Source organism: uncultured Marixanthomonas sp., from assembly GCF_963974425.1.
GTDB lineage: Bacteria > Bacteroidota > Bacteroidia > Flavobacteriales > Flavobacteriaceae > Marixanthomonas.
The window spans coordinates 17,038-37,065 of record NZ_CAXBCK010000039.1 but is presented as its reverse complement, the minus strand read 5'-3'; the positions used below and the strand labels follow the sequence as shown (position 1 = coordinate 37,065).

Genomic DNA, 20,028 nt, shown 5'->3' with positions numbered 1-20,028 from the left:
CGCAGCAAGGGTATACGGTCGTAGCGGTGTGATGTAGGTAGCTTGCCATTTTTTATGCGCTAAAGTCAAGGAAAATTATCTTCCCACTTCCAACGATTAACTCCCATCAATCCTATTATCATTAAACGAAGACGGTAACAGCTTTGGGATAAACTTGATTAATAAGGGTAATAAAATGGTGCCGCCCGGTAATAAGAAGATTGTTAATGATGGGATAGTTTTACAAATATCTAGTAATTGTGTTTTTACTTTTTGTTTTTCTGCTGCAGAAAGATCCCTTGTTGTAGACTTACCTAATAAAACAACTAGCTCACCGCTTTCTTCCAATTCTTGCTGTAATCGGTTTTTATTTCGAAGGATAAGCAGTTTGACTGTTGCTGAAGATTGACGATACAAGTGTTTTACGGGGTGTTCATATTCAAATAATTGAATTTTTTTGGCGTGTGCTGCTGAAAAGTTTCGTAAGTCATCCAAGCTATTTTGTACATCTTCATTGGTAAACTGAAGTTGTTTCGCCAATTGCTGTAAAAATTGAAATTCTGAAGCATCAACTTCTCCATCATCCCAAACAGCCAAGCAGCAGAGGTCTAATAAGTACTTTTTAGTGAGGAAATTTTTATCTGAAAAAAAACTGAAACTTTTGAATGTATCTTCTTTGTTGTTAGTTGTCTTTTCTTCAAGATATTCAGATGAAGATTCAAAGAGTTCTAATAACAATGAGTCGTATTTGCTTTTCCTTTTTTTAGATTTCAGCGCTAATAAACAAGAGGAAATTAAGTTTTTCTCCAAATATTGTGCTTCCTCCTTACTAGTAGCTGGTTCCTTTAAATATTCCTTAAAACATAGTACATCAATAAATAGCAACGCATACGTTAATAAAGAAGCAGCATCTTTTTTTGAAAGAAAGGTGTTTTCTTGTAAACGGGAATCCAATACTTTCTCAAGGGTTGCTGTTTCAGAATTAGAAATAGAAAACCGTTTAAACCATCCTTTTTTTTGTTTGTCAAGATGTTTGTAAAAAGAAATGATAGCGGTAATTGCTTCCTTATAGTTTTTACTGTTTTTTTCAATACTGTATATATATACTAATGAATGGAGTAAATTTATCTTACCATACTCTTCTTTGGTGAGTGATAAATGTGTTAATGGTTCAGGTGTTAAGGTCTTAATAGGTATTCCGTATAAAAACCCAGATTTTTTCAGGGTCTCGTAAAATACTTTGGAGGAAGTAAAATGCATTTTATTTTCTTCTGAAGAGAAGATGTATATGAATTTTGATATCCAGCCTGATGCAGAGGGGTTCATAAATCCTTTTTTTTAGATTAACACAAAATTAACAGCTATGATAAAACCGTAGCAGTAATTTAAGCGTAAATGTAATAGAACATAAATTAATCGATAAAAAAACAATCATGAAAAAAACAAAGATTTTTGCAGCAATTGGTGGAGTAGGCATAGCCGTACTCGCCATATTTTTAATCGCTGCCGACCACATTGACTCACCTTCGGTGGCAGGTACAACGACCGATATTGCAGATTTATATGCCTTTGAGGGCAGCAATGCAGACAATACAGTTTTAATAGCAACACTTCAAGGTCCTTTAGCGCCAGGTGATGTAACGAACAATGCATCTTTTGATGAAAATGTATTATTAGAGTTTAATATTGATAACACAGGTGATTTTAAAGAAGACTTGGTAATACAAGCCATTAAAAGAGGAGACTCTATGTACTTTTTTGGTCCTGTAGCTCCAGAAACGCAAGGACTTAGTAGCACTGTAGCTACTTCTGGCCCAAAACACAGTGTGAAAATTTCAACCTCAAGCGATGTTGAAGTTACAGACAGTGATGGAATGAAGTTTTTCGCAGGTCCTAGAAGAGATGGATTTTTCTTTGACTTTAACCGCTTTAATCAAGTAATTGGTGGTGAAGTAGCTCCAGAAGGATTTTTACCTCCAGGAGAAGCTAGTGACTTTTTTGAAAACGTAAATGTTTTAGCTATATCTGTAGAAGTGCCTAACTCTATGTTGGGAACAGCTCCACCGCACGTAGGAGGAGCAGTAGGAATTGATGGACTTCCACCAGCCTACAATGTATGGGTATCAGCAAAAAGAAGACAATAAAATAACATAACAATAAAAACAAAATAAGATGAAAATATATAAATTAAGTATGGTATTTATTGCTATGTGTGCATCCTTACTGTTTGTACAATGTAGTGATGACGACGATAACGTTATAGACATACAAACCTGTAACGATGGAATTCAAAATGGATCTGAAACAGGAATAGATTGTGGTGGAACCGCATGTGAGCCTTGTGCAGAGGGTGAAATTAATTTTTCAGGAACCTATATGCAAGAAGACATTATGGGACGACCAGGAATTAACACAGTATTTAGTGGTACAGATGAAGTGAAAAACAACTTTAATACTACAACTGTAACAGATAGAGCTGATTTTACACCAATTTTTGAAAATACATTGGAAACTTATCACGATGTTTATGCTGAATCTTTAGGTTTAGATCCTGAAGAGGTAAATTATGTGCCTAATATTTTAGGACTAGATGCTACAACTTTTGCGACAGTATTGGCTCAATTTGACGCATTACAAGTTGCACCAAACGCACAGACAGTGTATTTTGACCCTTCAACCGGAGTAGCATTAACCGGAAGAAACATTAATGACGATGTTATCGATATATCATTGATACTAATGTTTGGTGGAGGAGACTTAAATAACCTTAATTTTAATGGTACCGATGGTTCGCCACTATTAATTAGTGATAGCGTAGGTTTTGGAGATCGTCAAGTAGTTGACTTCCCTTATTTGGAAACTCCAAATTAAAAAGTAATTGTAGAGTTAAAAGAGAAAAGGGCAATTTATTGCTCTTTTCTTTTACATAATAGTTTTATAACTACTTTGAAGTTTTAAATTAACAGATTAAATAAAAAACTAATGAAAAAGATACTAATTTTATTTGCGCTTTGTGCCTTTTTCTCTTGTGATGAGAAAAAAGAAAGCAAAGAAGATACCGCAAAAATAACGCATAAGGAAGACTATAATAAATACCTTTTCACCAGTGATAATTCAGCTTATAAAGCTGCTCTTTCAGAAAAAGATTTTTGGAACAAGCGATTGGCAGCAGATAGCAGTGGAGTAGGAGATTTAGGGCCTCTGGCTGGAGGTTATTCAGCATTATTTGATGCGACGGGCAATGTAGAAAACTTACAAAAGGCAGAGCTATTACAAAAAAAAGCCATAGAAATCTCAGCAACGAATAAAGATGGATATACTCGTGCTTTAGCAAAAACTTACATTTCGCAGCATAGGTTTAAAGAAGCCAAACAAATTTTGGAAGAAAGTTATAAAGGAGTTTCAAATAAACACGAAACCGAATTCATGCTTTTTGATGTGTTCATGGAACTAGCAGAATATAATAAAGCATATGAAATGCTCAATAAAGTAAAAAATAATGGTGATTATAACTACTTAATTAGAGTATCTAAGTGGAGTGATTACAAAGGTGATCTAGATGCAGCTATTAAATATATGGAGAAAGCTAAAGCAATAGCAGAATCTGGGGGGAATAAATCATTGAAAGTTTGGAGTTATAGTAACATAGCCGATTTTTACGGCCACGCGGGCAGAATTGATGATGCGTATACGTATTATCTAAAAACATTAGAGCTTGAACCAGATAATCGTTATGTAAAAAAAGGATTGGCTTGGATAGCCTATTCGTATGAGAAAGATACCAAAGAGGCAAACCGCATTCTAGATTCAGTAATGGTGAACCATAAATCTCCTGATTACTATTTGCTGAAAGCAGAAATGGCAGAATATAATAACAATAAAGAACAAGTTGAAGCTAATCAAAATAAATTTGCCGATATGGTTTCAGACTCCTTATATGGTGGAATGTACAATACTTATTTAATTGAACTATATACCGATACAAATCCTGAAAAAGCACTTACTTTGGCCAAACAAGAAATAAACAATCGCGCCACACCAGAAACCTATACACTTTTAGCATTGGCACAATTAAAAACTGAAAATAAAGAAGACGCTTTACAAACTATTGAAACAAACGTTGAAGGTAAAACCTTTGAACCAAGTGCACAATATGTTTCGGCCATGGTATATAAAGCAAATGGAATGCAAGACAAGGTAAAACCCCTAAAAAAAGAGCTTTCAGGTGCTTCTTATGAGCTAGGTCCAGTTTTATCAAAAAAAATAGCACAATTATAAAACCGTAACCCGCTAATCCTCGTACATATATGTAGAAAGGTTGATCATCTATAGAGGACTATGGGATCAACAACTGGTTATGCCGGTTTTTTCAGAGTTTTTTTGTTAGTTAAGCACCTTCTGTTTTCAGGGGGTGCTTTTAGTTTGGAGAAATTTTGAAATCAATATTGTAATTTGAAACTATTTTTGTGTTTACCAAAATTATAGTTGATTTCGGTTATATATAGTGGGTAAACTTTTTAGTCATTATTATAGTACCAATTGGGTCCGATACTATGTCTATAAAAATGCATGGTATTTTTTGTTCCAACATGGTATATAACTTCGAAGTCATTAGTGTCAGATTTTTGATAATAAACACCTTCACTTAATTTAGGATAGGTAAACTTATAATCTGAAATATTTTCAGGGAAATCCCCTGCTTCTATTCTTTTCATATATGCATAGTTCACTATGTTGGCAGCTTCCTCTTTTAATAGAATCAGTTTCTTGGCTAATAGTAACTGGTTAGGAATAATATAAAACCCTATTGAAAGGATCAGTAGAAAGGCCACTAATCGCTTTTTAAAAATCAAAAACAGGATCGGGATTATGTTTAAAAATATGACCCCGTACATAATTTCAGAATATATTGCGCCAATGTTTTCATAAGCTAATTCAGCGGAATAGATTTCCAAAATAATTATGATTAAAGCGAGTAAACTTATATAAAAGTAGGAAGAGGCTATTATTCGATATATCATATTCATTTGGATGTTTGCCTACAAAATATAAACATTCAAAAAATATCCTAACTGAAAACATAAAAACCTTACCCAAGAGAGGATAAGGTTTTTAAATGGTCGTAATTAATAGTTTTTTTAAAGCGTTACTTCACCTAATGTATACAATTGATTCATTGTAGGAGTTTCACTTCCGCCTTCAGGCTCTAAAGTAATACCAAAGGCTTCGGTAGCGGCTACCTGTCCCATATCAATTCTGAAAAGCAAGGTTTCAGATTCGGAATAGGTGTCAAGCAAGCCAACACTAGTAGGTGTCAAGGGTTGCATGGTTAAAGACCAAACTTGATATACTTTACCACGTGGCGGTTCTGGTAAGCCTGAAGCATCTATATATGCAATTTTATCTTTCTTGTTAACGTAAACCTTGGCATAGGCTTGTGGTGCCACTGCTTGATTTCCTGGTAACGTGTAACTATTATATTCTTTAGACCTTACAATGTCTAATACATCGTTTGCTTCGGCCAATTGACTTTCAGCATTTTCAGCTTTTTCTTCTAATACAGTATTTTGAGTGGTAGTGTATTGAACTCGGTCTTGAAGATCATTTTTCTCCTTAAGCATCCAAAATATACCAGCAAAAGCCAAAATTGTTGCAGCCCAACCAGTAATGGCCCCCCAATTAGTTGAAGGTTTTCTTTCTGAAAGAGTTCTAACTTTCCTAATATTATCAAGTATTTGTGACCAAATTAGGGCAGAAAGCGGCGGTGAAACAGCTTCGGCTAATGTAATTACACTGTCCTCTATTAATTCTACTTGTTTTTTTACTTCGGGATGTTCTTCAATGGCATCTTCCACTTCCGTAGCCTCTTCAACAGAAAGTGATCCGGCGACATACAGTTCTAAATTACCTGACTCTATAAGTTCTTGTGCGTTCATATTATCCTAATACAATTGTTTTTAAATCCTGCATACATTTTCTGTTGCGGGTTTTTAAAGTTCCTAACGGAATATCTATTTCTTTGGCTGCGTCTTTTTGAGTGTACCCTTTAAAGATTAAAAAATCTATTATTTTGATACAAGCAGGTTTTAATGCGTCAAGGTATTTCTTAATGCCTATGGCGTTTGTTTTCTTGTTTAAGTTATCAGACGTAGCTAATATATCTACGAAATTAGTTGTGCTAAGGTTTTTCTTTGAGTTTTTATATGCCTTAGAACGAGTTTTATCTATAGCAGTATTCCTTGCAATATTAAGTATCCACGTAAAAAAACGTCCTTTTTTAATATTATAGGATTTTGAGTTATCCCATATTTTTATAAATACGTCTTGCATAACTTCTTCTGCATCTCCTTCATCAAGAACTATGCTATAAATAATACCGAATAGGGCTTCAGAATACATAGTATAAAGTTTGGAAAATGCTTTTTCATTTCCCTCTTGCATGGAAATAATTAGTTCGTCAGGTTGTCTCATTATTTAGTTTTGTGTCTATGCTAAAATAAATAAATATTTTTGATATTTTAATTATTTAGTACAATTTCGAATTTCTTTGAAAAAATATTAAATTGAAATTACTCTATTGTAATATTAATACCAAAGTACCTTTCAAGAGAATAATAATATTTCACATAAAGTCATTAAACAATGAAAAAATGTTAAATCTTAACTCCTTTTGCTTTAAATAGTTGAATAAAAGCTAAATATTCTTAGTTTTACGCAAAATAACTTATTACTTAAACTATTTATTTATGAAAAAATTTACTCTAAGTTTAATCTTAGTGTTCAGTTGTGTTTCCTTACCACAATTATATGCACAAGATTTTACTAAAAATCTACAGGATGTTTTTCAGCAAAAGCTGGAAAATAGAGAGCTTTCCAAAGAGGATATTCAATGGAGAATAACTAGCCGTCATACTAGTAAAACTAGTGGAGTTGAACATGTTTATTTTGTTCAAACTAGTAACGAAATTCAGGTAAATGGTACTCAATCTAGTATACATATCTTGCCAAGTAGAAAAACTTTATCTTCAAGTATTAGTTTCTTTAACAAAGTTTCAGAAAAAACAAATGGAATAAAATCTCCTTCCATTTCTGCAATTAATGCTGTTCAATCTGCTGCCAGTAAATTAGGGTATAGCCTAAATGGTTCCTTAACAGAAGTAGAAAAAAAGAGTAGTGCTAGTCAAGAAACAATATTAAGTGATGGAGGTATTTCTCTTAGTAACATTCCTGCTAAGCTTACCTATCAATTAACAGATAGCAATGAATTAGTTTTAGCTTGGGATATTTCAATTGAAGAAAAAACCCGACAGGATTGGTGGAGCATCCGTGTGGATGCTGCTAGCGGAGCCATTATTGATAAAAACAACTGGATGATTAGTTGTACAGAAGAACACGACCACAATCACGATAAAGAAGTTTTAGATTACAATAAAAATCTATATGATATCCCAAACTATGAAGAGCTTAAGGGAGAAGCAGAAGCTGGGTGTACCGAGTGTTATGAGGTTTTTGAAATTCCATTAGAAAGTCCATATTACGGAAACAGATCGATAGTAAGTAATGTTGCAGATGGCACAGCTTCCCCATTTGGATGGCATGACACCGATGGAACTGCTGGGGCAGAGTTTACGACAACAAGAGGAAATAACGTAGATGCTTATGAAGCTGGAAATAATTCTGGGTATCGACCGGACGGAGGAGCTTCTTTAGAGTTTACAGGATACGATTTTGATCAAGTTTGGTCTTTTTCAAATCAATATGAAGACGCTGCTATCACTCACCTTTTTTACATTAATAATATTTTGCACGATGTAATGTACCAATATGGTTTTGATGAAGATAGTGGGAATTTTCAAGAAAATAATTATGGAAATAATGGTTCAGGGAGTGACTCTGTTAATGCAAATGCCCAAATTTCTGAATGGTGTAATGCTACTTTTGGGACACCTCCAGATGGGTCCAACCCATCTATGAACATGTATATATGTAATGACAAAGATGGTTGCTTTGATACCCTAGTAGTTGCACACGAGTTTTCACACGGTACATCAAATAGATTGACCGGAGGGGGTAATAATACTGAGTGTTTGAATAATGCTGAGCAGATGGGTGAAGGATGGAGTGATTTTTATGGAACAATGTTAAGTATGACAGCTACTGATACAGGCGCAGATCCTAGAGCTGTTGGAACCTATTTATTTGGACAAGGTCAAAATGGAGGCGGTATACGAACGTATCCATATAGCACCGATATGTCTGTAAATCCAGATACATATAATGCAATTCAAGGGAGTTCAAGCGTACATAGAATAGGTTCTGTTTGGGCAGAAATGATATGGGAAATGGCGTGGGCTTTAATTGATGAACATGGTTTTGATGATGATTTTTACAACTTTACAGGCGATGTTAATCAAGATGCTGGTAACATTATGGCATTAGCACTTGTTACCGAGGGAATGAAACTACAGCCTTGTAGCCCAGGGTTTGTAGATGGTAGAGATGCAATTATTGCAGCAGACCAAGCAATTTATGGAGGTGCTAACGAATGTCTAATTTGGGAAGCTTTTGCAAAAAGAGGTTTAGGTTTTAGTGCAAGTCAAGGATCTTCAGGTAGTGTAAATGATGGAACTGAAGCTTTTGATTTGCCACCATCTGAAGCTAGTTTTGAAGCTCCTGCCGATGTTTGTGCAAGTTCAGAAATACTTACAGGTTTAGAAGGAGGAAGCCCTACTGGCGGTACTTATAGTGGTCCTGGTGTTACAGATGATGGTAATGGTATTTCTTATTCTTTTGATCCTGCAACAGCGGGCGTAGGAGTACATACCATTTCGTACGAAGTGCCAGAAGCTCAATGTACAACAGCATCAACAGATACAGATACAATTGAAGTACTTGCAATTCCAGATGGGCCTACCACCCAAGGGGTATCAGATTTTTGTATCGGCGATGACGTTACCGTAACAGCAACACCAAGCGATCCTAATAATGTAATAGGATGGTACGATGCTGAATTTGGTGGAAACTTATTGTTTGAAGGTGAAGAATATACCTTTACACCTACAGGCTCCACAACAGTTTATGCTCAAGAGAACCCTGATGGACCGCTTTCAAAATTGGTTATTTCTGAAATTACATTGGAAACTCCAGATCAGTTTGAGATTCAGAACGTAGGGACTGCACAGGATTATTCAGGATATACCGTTGCCGTGAGTGAAGACCCGTATAATGATATAAATGCGATGAACTCAACGACTCAAACTTTAGGGCAAATGAATGGAAATTCAGTAGTTCAATATAGTGATGACGGTGGGCCTAATGATTGGGGTAGTAACCTTTTCTGGGATCCCGATGGTACTGGCTGGATTATCATAATAGATGCAGACGGAAATGTAGTAGATTCAGTATTCTGGAATTTTACCGCTTCACAAATAGCTGGTCTTAATGTGAATATTAACGGTTTCAATATCACAGCTGCCGATTTAGATTGGTCAGGAATAGGTGCTTCATTAGTAACCGAATGTAGTGGATCTTTTAGAAGAAATGGTGATACAGATGCTGCTGCTGACTGGAATGGAGGCTGTGAAACTTCAGATTATGGGGTGCCTAATGACGATATCAACGTTTCTGCTTTTGAAGGATGTCTTGCAGAGCGTACCGTAACTGAAGTTACAGCCGATGACATTGCTCCTGAAATTACCTGTCCAAGTGACGTTACCGAAATGGTAAATGAAGGAGAGTTGTTTACACTGCCAGATTATAGTGGAGATACGACGGCAACAGATAACTGTACTAATACACCTGCCTTAACTCAAGATCCAGCACCAGGAACTGAAATAGGAGAAGGCGTAACAGTGGTTACCATGACGGCTTCAGATGGTGAAAATGAAACTACCTGTACTTTTAATGTAACTGTTGAAATTATCCTAGGGGTAGGTGATGCAGAATTTTACAATAACGTTGCATTATATCCTAACCCAACCAATGGACAGGTAACTCTCTCTAACCATAGCAGTAAAGAGCTAACAGCTGTTGTTATTACAGATGTAAATGGAAGAGTAATACAGACTATTGACCTTGAAAAAGCAAGCGTTGATACGGTTATCTCAATGGATCAACTAGCATCGGGTATGTACTTCGTGAAAATTAAAGCAAGCGATGCCAGTATTGTAAAACGAATTGTAAAACAATAAGTTTATTACAAAGCTATAAAATAAGCAAGCCCCGTGTGGAGTTTTCCATACGGGGCTTTATTTTGGCATTGTTTTTGAAATTAATACAATAAAGTTGATGTTTATGAAACATAAGAAACATACTACATCATATAAAAAGTCCCTTCAATAACCTTGAAGGGACTTTTTTAATAAGCCTTAATCGCCTCTATTCCTTATTGCTCAATAATTCCACCACAGCTAACACGAGCTCCAGCAGCACCTGAAGGTTGAGACGTAAAATCGTCGGCACCTTGATGAACAATAATTCCTTTTCCTAAAATGTTTTTCTTAGAATCATCACAGCCTATGCACCACTCATCGGTTTGCATTGCAATAGAACCGTCTCCATTTTCATCGGCTTCAAAGTTACCAATGTCTCCTTTGTGATATCCTTCTGCATCACCCCATTTTCCGTGTTGTTCAAAAGTAGGGTTCCAGTGTCCTCCTGCTGATTTACCATCAGGGGCAGAGCAATCTCCTTTTTCATGGATGTGAATCGCATGTGTTCCTGGTTCTAATCCAGTCAGTTTCGATTCCATTTTAACAACTCCGTCTTTTTCAGTAAACGAAACAGTACCAGTTGCATTGCTTTCACTCTTGGACTCTAATTGGATGGTAACGGTTTTTTCCTTCATCATCTCCTCTTTTTCTTTCATCATCTCGTCCTTTTCCATATCGGACTGTTCCATTTTATCCATCTCTTCGCTATCTTTCTTTTTGCCGTCGTTACAGCTTGTAAAGGCCATAAGGGCAAGAGCTGAAAATACTATACTTACTTTTTTCATGGGTTATAATTTTTTATGTTTTTGGTTTAAGTTAGAATAAAGGTACGGGGAAAGACAACCACAACCAACATTTTAAAAAAATCTTAGCATTTGGATTTCTGTATTAAAACCAATCTCAATAATGGTTTTTTACCAATTCTCGTTGATCAATAATTCCCATATTAAGGTTTCTTGAAATAAGCAGAGCCTTATCAATACGGGTTTGTGACGTTTTAAAACGTTTTACATAATAAATAAGCGAGCGTTTCTTGCCATCAGAAAAATTTTCGAAGATTTCTGAAGCTTCTGGATCGCTTTCAAATACGGCCTCCATTTCTTTCGGCATAACGACACCATATTTTGTAGTGTCTTCACATAATTCCATTTGAAAATAATCGGAAGGGAAAATACCCAATTCTTTCTGATACCTTTTTCCAAAAGTCATTACATAGCGACCTAATCGTTTTCTTAAAGCGGCGTGAAATTCAATTTCGTTTTCTTCAAAAAATGCTTTTACCTTAACGCGAGTGTTATTTCCTTTTAGAAAGGTCATAACTATTTCTTCAGGAAGATAAACAGCGTGCGTACCTTCCACTGTTACTTCAAATCGCTTTGAACATTTTAAATTCATATTACTTAATCAAAGAAGTAATTATTTGTGTTTCGCTATGTAGCGTTTTATGCACAGGGCATTTATCGGCTATTTGTAATAAACGTTTTATTTGTTTTTCATCCAACTCGCCTTCAAACTTAATCTCACGAGTAAACGTATCGATTTTGGCAGCGTCGTCTTCACAGTTTTCGCAATCGGTAGCATGTTGTTTATCGTAACTGGTATGCACTTCTACATTTTGGACATTCCATTTTTTACGTTTGGCGTACATTTGTATGGTCATTGCCGTACACGCTGAAAGTCCAGCTGAAACCAACTCGTAAGGAGAAGGCCCAAAGTTATTCCCGCCAAAACTTTCGGGCTCATCTGCAAAAGTATAGTGATCACCTATTTTCATTCGGGTAGTAAACCCTTCATCTAGGTCTAGACTAGCTACTACATCGTGTTTTGAAGTGATTTTTTCTTCCGAAGGTATTTCAACATATCTAGAAACCCACCCAGCGATTACACTTCCTACATATTCAGAATCTTCTTTTTTGGTCAATAAATGATCGGCACCATCTAGCGAAATAAAGCTTTTAGGGTGATGGGCAGCTATGTAAAGCTCTTCGGCATTATTAATACCTACTAGTTCATCTTGTGGAGAATGTAACACTAAGAGTGCTTTACGCATACTTTTAGCAATTTCTGGTAATGATTTACTTTCAAGATCATCTAAAAACTGCTTTTTAATGGTAAAGTTGCGTCCGCTTAATTGTACTTCTGCTACTCCTTCTTTTTCAATAGTTTGTAAGTCACTTTTTAATAAATGCTTAACGTGAATAGGATTACTAGGGGCTGCAACGGTAGCAACAGCTTTTACAGAATTGAGTTCTGCTGCTGCAAAAATAACGGCTGCTCCGCCTAAAGAATGCCCTACAAGTAGGGAAGGGGCTAGATAGTGTTCTGAAAGATAATTGGCTGCAGCAACTAGATCCTCTACGTTTCCAGAAAAGTTGGTATCTTCAAAATCGCCTTCGCTTTCCCCTAAGCCCGTAAAATCGAAACGAAGTACGCCAAAACCTTTAGCGGTAAGTGACCGACTAATATTCCGAACGGCAGATAAATTTTTAGTGCACGTAAAACAATGTGCAAAAAGCGCAAAATTATGCGGATGCTGATTTGCGGGAAGTTCTAAGCGGCCTACTAATTCTTGGCCTTCTTTATTTTTAAAGGATACCTTTTCTACATTCATGGTGTACTAGTTTGTTTAGTAAAGTCGGGTGTAAACGTGATTCCTATCAAAATTCTATCAAAATCTGGTCCGTCCAAGTGTATTCTCTGGTAACCAACTCTTGATTTAATAAGGTCACTAAACTTATATCCTACACCAAACCCTAACCAATTCTGGGCAAAGGTAGGCTCGTCGCCTACGTTTAACCAAACTTCGTTATATACATCTGCACTCCATCTATCGAGAAAAGGATAGCTTAATTTAACCATATATCTAAACCAATGACGAGTATCTGTATCCTGGTCTCGAACAATAAATCTGTTTTCAAATCTTGCACGATGATCAACGTTAACATTACCTACGTTATGGTCTAGATAAACATCTTCAACAATTCTATGCTCATCAAAGGAAGGTGGGGTTTCTGATAAATATGAAAAATCATTTCTGAAATAGGCATATCCAACTCCTACAGAAAGTCCTTCCATAATACGGTATTTTGCACCAGTTCTTATTTTAAACTGCTGCAATTCACTTGCAAGCTCATAAAACCTAAATTGGGTTTGTGCTTGAATACTTAGTTTTTCTGAAACTTTACTGTTGGTGGCTAAAATATACCAACTCCCTAATTCGTCTTCTGCCGTATTTTGGGCTATTGCAGAAGTAATTGATAAAAAAATAATTGAAATTGCAATAAATCTCTTAAGCATGCTAATCTTTTTTTTTAATTTTTTTTAAAATAATACTGGTGGCAAAACTCATTTTAGAATTGCACCACCAGTATACTATTTATTAATTAGAAATTGAAGCGTTTTAACTACATTCCTGTATCCATACCTTGTTGGCCTTCGCCTTTTAGGTATTTATCCAAAAAGTCTTTAATTTTTCCATAAGCCTCAATTTGGTTTTCTTTTTTTACAAAACCGTGGCCTTCATCTTCAAAAAGAACGTACTCTACAGGTACACCATTCTTTTTAACGCCGGCAACAATCTCGTCACTTTCCACTTGCAACACACGAGGATCTTGCGCTCCTTGCAATACCATAAGGGGTTTTGTCACTTTATCAGTATGAAATAAAGGTGAAATTTTACGTAATCGAACCGAATCTGTTGTATTTGGGTCGCCCATTTCAGTATAAAGTGCCTCTTTGAACGATTCCCACCACGGTGGTATGCTTTTTAGCGTTCGTAACCAGTTGGTCACACCAAAAATGTTTACACCTACATCAAATTGTTCTGGGGCGTATGTCAATGCTGCCATCGTCATATATCCACCATACGAACCACCAATGATTCCAATTTTATCTCCATCAATAACGTCTTGTTCAGCTAACCAATCTTTCCCGGCAATGCAATCTTTTAAATCTTTATCGCCATGGTTTTGATCGTCCATTTTGTAAAAAGACTTACCATAACCGCTACTTCCGCGGTTGTTTACCGCTAAAATTGCATACCCGTGGTTTACTAAATATTGAATGGTGGAGTTAAACCCTTGTCTTGATTGTCCGCCAGGACCACCGTGAACCCAAACCATCGCTGGGACTTTATTTTCAGTGGTAGCTTGCTTAGGTTGATAATAGATCGCAGGAATTTCCAATCCATCAAACGATTTAAAACGAACCACTTCAGCAGAGACTAAATCGTCTCCGTCTATTTCATCGTTTAATACATCAGTAAGTTGGTTCAGCTTTTTGGTTTTTAAATTATACGAATACGAATTTGTTGGCGTATGTGATCCTCCAGCTCTAAGTAAAGCCATGGTTTCATCCCTAGAAAAACTAGCGCTGTTAATGCTCTGTCCTTCAATTTCAGGAAAGTCTATTACATCTCCGCTAGCCACTTCTTTCACCTCCATCTTGGTTTCAGCATCTTCGTTGGTAAACATAAGCTGGTAGGTGCCGTTATGGGTAAAATAAAAACCAGTAATGTCCCAATCGCGTTCAGCAACTTTTTCCGAAGTACCTTCAGCTATATTATATTTCATAAGTGTGCTATATTCACCATCGGCATCGGTTGTGTAGTACAGTGATTTTCCGTCTGGGGAAAAATCCTCAGGCGAATTTCCGCTTAACGAATCATTGATTTTCGTTTTTTCACCTGTTTCGGTGTTCAGAATATATAAATCACTATCATTGGTGTTAATGGCTTTTCCTAAGGCGATGTATTTTCGGTCCTCGCTCATTCCGCCAAATTCCATTCCGTCTTCATTCTTATAAATCACTTTAGGTGTAAAGGTTTCTATATCCATTTCATAATGATCCATAAATTTGGAATCACGTTCATTACTTCCGTAGAAAAAGCTTTTTCCGTCTTTTGCCCAACCACGGAACAATGCACGAACCTTTTCGGTGGGTGTTAAAGCTTTAATTCCGGTGCTGTCTTTCATATAAATCTTGAAAATTTCATCACCATTCCCATCCATACGGAATAAAATACGGTCGTCTTCAGGAAAATATGAAATACCATATACCGAAGCACTATCAGACTTTGTTAGTTGCGTCATTTCACCGCCAGTGGCTGGTACGGTGTACATATTATAAATGCCCGAACGGTTGCTGGTCATTAATACATTGGATTTGTCTGGCGAATACCCATTTGCATAGGCATTCTCGTTGTCCATAAACTGTTCAATGGAATACTGTTTGATTTCTTCCACTTGTGCGGTTTCTTCTTTTTTCTCCTCCTTACAGGAATAGAATAGAAGCAAACCGAGACTGATTACTATGAGTTTTTTCATCATATTGGTTGTTTAATTGGTTTCGAAGGTTTTTGTTTTTTTAAATGGGGACAAGTCTATACTTTCCATATTAGACTTATATTTTGGCCATTCGGTTACAAAGAAATTATTGGTGGCTTTTAGCGCTTCAGCTAATGCATTTTTGGCATGCTGCATTAACCGTTGTTCTGTAGCTGTCATTCCGTTAGGACGACTGCCACTATACCATCTTGCTTGCCCAATACGCTGCATTACATTAGGTTCTGTACTGCGCACAATACCTTGTCTATCGTCTTCTTTACCTATATAGATAGCAACGACTGAGTCTATTTTCTTAACGATCTCTTTACTGGCTTTAATTTCGTCTTTGTATTTTTTGTCTTCTGAAGCGTTTTCTTTTAATTTTTTTCTGAAATCTTCTGCCGTGTTTTTACTTTCCACCAATTGTTTTACAGCATCGGCAGCGGTTTGGGTCATTTTTTCCAGTTCTTTTGAAGCGGTATATGCTTCGTTAATAGCTTTTTCTGAAAAAGTAAGCCTTGGATCGCTTTTTACGGTTATTGAGCTGGTTGACGTTTCATCATTATATGAAAGCTCCGCTCTGTAAGTTCCAGGCTTTACCGAAGTACCGCTCGGTTCGTTTTTTCTATCTCTAATAGAACGAGAAGGACGGTCTACACCGGCTTCATTCATACGCCATCGCCAAGTGTAAATACCTGTGCTGTCCGGTTTTTTCTGTTTTAAGGTTCTAATTAAACGGGAACCATCGTAAATTCTTAAATACAAGCTGTCCTTGTGTTTGCCATCCATTTTTTCTTCGGAAGTTGTGTCGTCTGTTTCCTCTTTTTCTTCAGAATCCTCTTCATTTTCATCTTTCTCGGTTGTTTCACTATCATCCTTTTTAAAGTAATACTTAAATAAGGCTCCGCTACTTCTATTTTCTCCATTGAATAGTGCGTCTGCCCCAAAACGGCTACCAGTGGGCTGTTGATATGAAGCTTCGTAAGCAGTTGGGGCTTCAAATAACTTACTATTTTGATCTAAGACTGATTTGTTTCGAGCAATCTCCCGCAATGGACGAATATCATCCAATACCCAAGCGGCTCTTCCGAAGGTACCAATAACTAAATCGTGTTCCCTTGGCTGAATTACTAAATCTTTTACTGAAACCGTAGGAAAACCGTGAGTCCATTTTTGCCAGTTTTTTCCAGCGTCAATTGAAATATACAGTCCATCATCAGTTCCTAAGAACAATAGATTCTTTTCTTTCGGGTCTTCTACGATGCTTAACGTGTAGCTTATAACATCGTCTTCATCAACGATTCGGTTCCAAGTTTTTCCATAGTTAGTCGTTCTATAGGCATATGGTGTGTAATTAAAGCGTCGGTAATCGTTAGCAACCAAAAGCGCTTCACCTTTATTTTTATTGGAAGCTTTTATTTGTACAATCCAGCTACCTTCAGGTAATCTAGGAATATTGTTTGAAACATCTGTCCAACTATTTCCTCCATTTTGTGTGTAATGTACGCGCCCGTCATCAGTTCCTGCCCAAAGCATATTTTGCTCAACTGGGGAAGGCTCAATCACTAAAATAGTAGTATGGTTTTCGGCCCCAGTAGCATCTAACGTTAATCCGCCACTTTCACCTTGTTTTTGTTTTTCCGGGTCGTTGGTAGTAAGGTCTGGTGAAATTACTTCCCAAGTGAGCCCTTTATCGGTACTTTTATGTACAAATTGACTTCCGAAGTATAAGGTATTTGAATTAAAAGGGTCAATATTGATGGCAGAATTCCAATTAAAACGTAAATGCATATCAGGGTCAGGATGCGTAGGTTTTACAGTGTAGTTGTTCCCTGTTATATGGTCATATCTACTTACATATCCTTGTTGGCTCATCGTCCATCCATACTGACTGTTATCGGGGTCGGGAACCACATCAAATCCATCTCCAAAACTAATTTCCTGCCAGTAGCTATTTCGTATACCTTGCGATTTCCAAACATAAGCAGGACCTCTCCAACTACCGTTATCTTGCATACCACCATATACATTATAAGGGAACTCATTATCCACAGCGATGTGGTAAAACTGTGCAACAGGAAGGTTTCCTATAAAGCGCCACGATTCACCACCGTCGTGAGTAATATTGAGTCCGCCGTCATTTCCATCTAACATAAAACTGCCGTCTTCAGGATGAATCCACCACGCATGATGATCTGGATGCACGCCATTGTCGGCTCCATAGGCTGGCATTAATTCTTCAAAACTTTTTCCTCCGTCTTGAGAAACATTTACGTAGGTGAAAACTGAAAACACTCTATTTTCATTTTCGGGGTCTATATATATTTCGGCGTAATAAAAAGGACGGTTTCCTATTTCGCTCATATCATTATTGATCATCTTCCATGTAAATCCACCGTCTTCACTTTTGTATAGGGCATTCTTTTTCGACTCTACTAAGGCATAGACAATATTGGGTTTATTGGGAGCAATGGCAATTCCTATTCTCCCTAAATCGCCTTTTGGAAGACCGTCTTTATCGGTACGTTCCTCCCAAGTCTCACCACCGTCGTAGGTTACATATAAACCACTGCCTTCACCACCAGACGTAAAAAACCAAGGTTCGCGTTTATGCTCCCACATGGCAACCATTAATTTATTGGGATTAGTAGGATCCATGACCATATCGGCAACACCGGTTTTATTATTTACGAAAAGAATTTTATCCCAAGTTTTTCCGCCATCGGTGGTTTTAAAAACACCGCGCTCCGGATGTTCGCCCCAAGGGGAGCCAATAGCACCTACATAAATGGTGTTAGGATCGGTTGGGTCTATAATAATACGATGGATATGGCGTGTTTTTTCCAAACCCATAGATTGCCATGTTTTTCCGCCGTTGAGTGATCTATAAACTCCGTATCCTCCATTTAAACTGTTTCTTGGGTTTCCTTCGCCAGTTCCTACCCAAATAACAGAAGGATTGGATTGCTGAATAGCCACGGCACCAATAGAAGCTGTAGGTTGATCATCAAAGATTGGATTCCATTTTATTCCTCCACTGTTACTTTTCCATAATCCGCCAGAAGCCGTACCCACATACATTACATCGGGGTTATCGGTTACAACATCAATGGCAGTAACACGACCGGACATGCCACCAGGACCAATGTTCCGAGGTTTCATATCTTTCATGATATCCATTGAAAGTTGTTGTGAAAATGATGAGAATGAGAGTAGTAAAAATGTTAGAAGGAATAATTTTTTCATCGATTGGTTTTTTCAGAAATAAAAATTAGCTCATAAAGTTAAGAAAATGTGAAATAGCAAGTCTTAAAAGGCTGTTAATACACACATTTTTTTCTTTATAAAATTGGTATCTTTAAGGTATGAAGAAGAAAAATAAGCCGACGGGATTTGTTTTTACAAAACATGACCCTAAGGAACAATCTCCCTTTGAACGCCTTTTCGAAATTTTTCAGGAATTAATTACGCATACTTCAGGTGATTTTGATGAAGCGATTGATTGGTTACGACAGTTAGACAAAGAATATAGCCTTACCACTTCAGAGTATACTATTGACGATTTTATTGAAGACTTGAAGAAGAAAGGATATATCCGTGAAGAATTTCGACCTGATGGAAAGGGTGGTGGTAAAGGAGAAGGAAAAAACGCTATTACTGAAAAACTAGAACGCTCCCTTCGGAAACGTGCGTTAGAACAAATATTCGGCAAATTGAAAAAAAGCGCCGGCGGGAACCATAAAACAAAATATAGAGGACAAGGCGATGAACAGGCTGGTGAATTTAGAAATTACCAATTTGGTGATCCGTTAGAACGAATTTCTATGACCGAAAGCTTTAAAAATGCTCAAATTAATTATGGAATTGATGGGTTTAACCTTTCAGAAAACGATTTGGTGGTTGAAGAGTCGATGCACAAGTCACAAATGAGCACGGTTTTAATGATCGATATTAGCCATAGTATGATTTTGTACGGTGAAGATCGCATCACACCTGCCAAAAAAGTAGCGATGGCACTTTCTGAATTGATAACCACCCGCTACCCAAAAGATACGTTGGATATTTTAGTCTTCGGGAACGATGCTTGGCCCATAAAAATTAAAGACTTACCTTATTTAAATGTAGGGCCGTTTCATACGAATACAGTTGCAGGATTGCAGTTAGCCATGGATATGCTGCGCAGAAAACGAAACACCAACAAACAGATCTTTATGATTACCGATGGAAAACCAAGCTGTATGCAGCTTCCTAATGGTGAGTATTATAAAAACAGTGCTGGCTTAGACCCTAATATTGTAAAGAAATGTTATATGATGGCGCGACAAGCGCGTAAACTGCACATTCCTATTACCACCTTTATGATTGCGCAAGACCCTTATTTAATGCAGTTTGTAGATCAATTTACGGCTGCCAATCAAGGAAAGGCATTTTACACTGGTTTGAAAGGATTGGGGGAAATGATTTTTACCGATTATGAAACCAATAGGAGAAAAAGAATAAAATAGTACTTAGAA

15 protein-coding genes are annotated in these 20,028 nt (G+C 36.9%); 5 read left to right on the top strand and 10 right to left on the bottom strand.

The window, feature by feature from the left end; genetic code table 11:
- Nucleotides 1-96: 96 nt before the first annotated feature.
- On the bottom strand, nt 97-1,305 hold the full coding sequence (locus AACZ92_RS11920) for an LETM1-related biofilm-associated protein (RefSeq protein WP_339701618.1): 1,209 nt from the start codon (nt 1,303-1,305) through the stop codon (nt 97-99).
- A gap of 107 nt (nt 1,306-1,412) precedes the next feature.
- Between AACZ92_RS11920 and AACZ92_RS11915 the strand changes: the two genes are divergently transcribed.
- The 3 genes from AACZ92_RS11915 to AACZ92_RS11905 all read left to right on the top strand — a co-directional run bounded on the left by AACZ92_RS11915 (nt 1,413) and on the right by AACZ92_RS11905 (nt 4,257).
- Nucleotides 1,413-2,123: a DUF4331 family protein gene (locus tag AACZ92_RS11915; RefSeq protein WP_339701615.1), complete on the top strand. Its 711-nt coding sequence runs from the start codon at nt 1,413-1,415 to the stop codon at nt 2,121-2,123.
- Between the two features lie 28 nt (nt 2,124-2,151).
- A complete protein-coding gene (locus AACZ92_RS11910) occupies nt 2,152-2,850 on the top strand; it encodes a hypothetical protein (protein WP_339701612.1) in 699 nt (232 codons plus the stop codon).
- A 111-nt stretch (nt 2,851-2,961) separates the two neighbouring features.
- The gene (locus AACZ92_RS11905; RefSeq protein WP_339701609.1) at nt 2,962-4,257 is read left to right on the top strand and encodes a hypothetical protein; all 1,296 of its coding nucleotides are present in this window, start codon (nt 2,962-2,964) and stop codon (nt 4,255-4,257) included.
- Nucleotides 4,258-4,496: 239 nt separating this feature from the next.
- Here AACZ92_RS11905 and AACZ92_RS11900 read toward each other — a convergent pair whose 3' ends face one another.
- The 3 genes from AACZ92_RS11900 to AACZ92_RS11890 all read right to left on the bottom strand — a co-directional run bounded on the left by AACZ92_RS11900 (nt 4,497) and on the right by AACZ92_RS11890 (nt 6,450).
- The gene (locus AACZ92_RS11900; RefSeq protein ID WP_339701606.1) at nt 4,497-4,934 is read right to left on the bottom strand and encodes a hypothetical protein; all 438 of its coding nucleotides are present in this window, start codon (nt 4,932-4,934) and stop codon (nt 4,497-4,499) included.
- Between the two features lie 183 nt (nt 4,935-5,117).
- A complete protein-coding gene (locus tag AACZ92_RS11895) occupies nt 5,118-5,915 on the bottom strand; it encodes an anti-sigma factor (RefSeq protein WP_339701603.1) in 798 nt (265 codons plus the stop codon).
- A 1-nt stretch (nt 5,916) separates the two neighbouring features.
- On the bottom strand, nt 5,917-6,450 hold the full coding sequence (locus AACZ92_RS11890) for a sigma-70 family RNA polymerase sigma factor (protein ID WP_339701600.1): 534 nt from the start codon (nt 6,448-6,450) through the stop codon (nt 5,917-5,919).
- A 275-nt stretch (nt 6,451-6,725) separates the two neighbouring features.
- Between AACZ92_RS11890 and AACZ92_RS11885 the strand changes: the two genes are divergently transcribed.
- Nucleotides 6,726-10,169 carry a M36 family metallopeptidase gene (locus AACZ92_RS11885; RefSeq protein WP_339701597.1) on the top strand — a complete coding sequence of 1,148 codons (3,444 nt, stop codon included), beginning with the start codon at nt 6,726-6,728 and terminating at the stop codon, nt 10,167-10,169.
- A 194-nt stretch (nt 10,170-10,363) separates the two neighbouring features.
- Here AACZ92_RS11885 and AACZ92_RS11880 read toward each other — a convergent pair whose 3' ends face one another.
- The 6 genes from AACZ92_RS11880 to AACZ92_RS11855 all read right to left on the bottom strand — a co-directional run bounded on the left by AACZ92_RS11880 (nt 10,364) and on the right by AACZ92_RS11855 (nt 18,760).
- On the bottom strand, nt 10,364-10,975 hold the full coding sequence (locus AACZ92_RS11880) for a superoxide dismutase family protein (protein ID WP_339701595.1): 612 nt from the start codon (nt 10,973-10,975) through the stop codon (nt 10,364-10,366).
- Nucleotides 10,976-11,090: 115 nt separating this feature from the next.
- On the bottom strand, nt 11,091-11,585 hold the full coding sequence (locus tag AACZ92_RS11875; protein WP_339701592.1) for a YdeI/OmpD-associated family protein: 495 nt from the start codon (nt 11,583-11,585) through the stop codon (nt 11,091-11,093).
- A 1-nt stretch (nt 11,586) separates the two neighbouring features.
- Nucleotides 11,587-12,801, bottom strand: coding sequence for a bifunctional alpha/beta hydrolase/OsmC family protein (locus AACZ92_RS11870; RefSeq protein ID WP_339701589.1), 1,215 nt, complete (start codon nt 12,799-12,801; stop codon nt 11,587-11,589).
- Nucleotides 12,798-13,487 (bottom strand): DUF2490 domain-containing protein, encoded by a 690-nt coding sequence (locus AACZ92_RS11865; RefSeq protein ID WP_339701587.1) that lies wholly within the window; start codon nt 13,485-13,487, stop codon nt 12,798-12,800. The genes AACZ92_RS11870 and AACZ92_RS11865 overlap by 4 nt, the downstream gene beginning before the upstream one ends.
- Before the next feature lie 107 nt (nt 13,488-13,594).
- Complete coding sequence (locus AACZ92_RS11860; RefSeq protein ID WP_339701585.1) at nt 13,595-15,514, bottom strand: S9 family peptidase; 1,920 nt, start codon at nt 15,512-15,514, stop codon at nt 13,595-13,597.
- A 12-nt stretch (nt 15,515-15,526) separates the two neighbouring features.
- Complete coding sequence (locus AACZ92_RS11855; RefSeq protein ID WP_339701582.1) at nt 15,527-18,760, bottom strand: hypothetical protein; 3,234 nt, start codon at nt 18,758-18,760, stop codon at nt 15,527-15,529.
- A gap of 119 nt (nt 18,761-18,879) precedes the next feature.
- Between AACZ92_RS11855 and AACZ92_RS11850 the strand changes: the two genes are divergently transcribed.
- Complete coding sequence (locus AACZ92_RS11850) at nt 18,880-20,019, top strand: VWA domain-containing protein (protein ID WP_339701579.1); 1,140 nt, start codon at nt 18,880-18,882, stop codon at nt 20,017-20,019.
- The last annotated feature ends 9 nt before the right edge of the window (nt 20,020-20,028 follow it).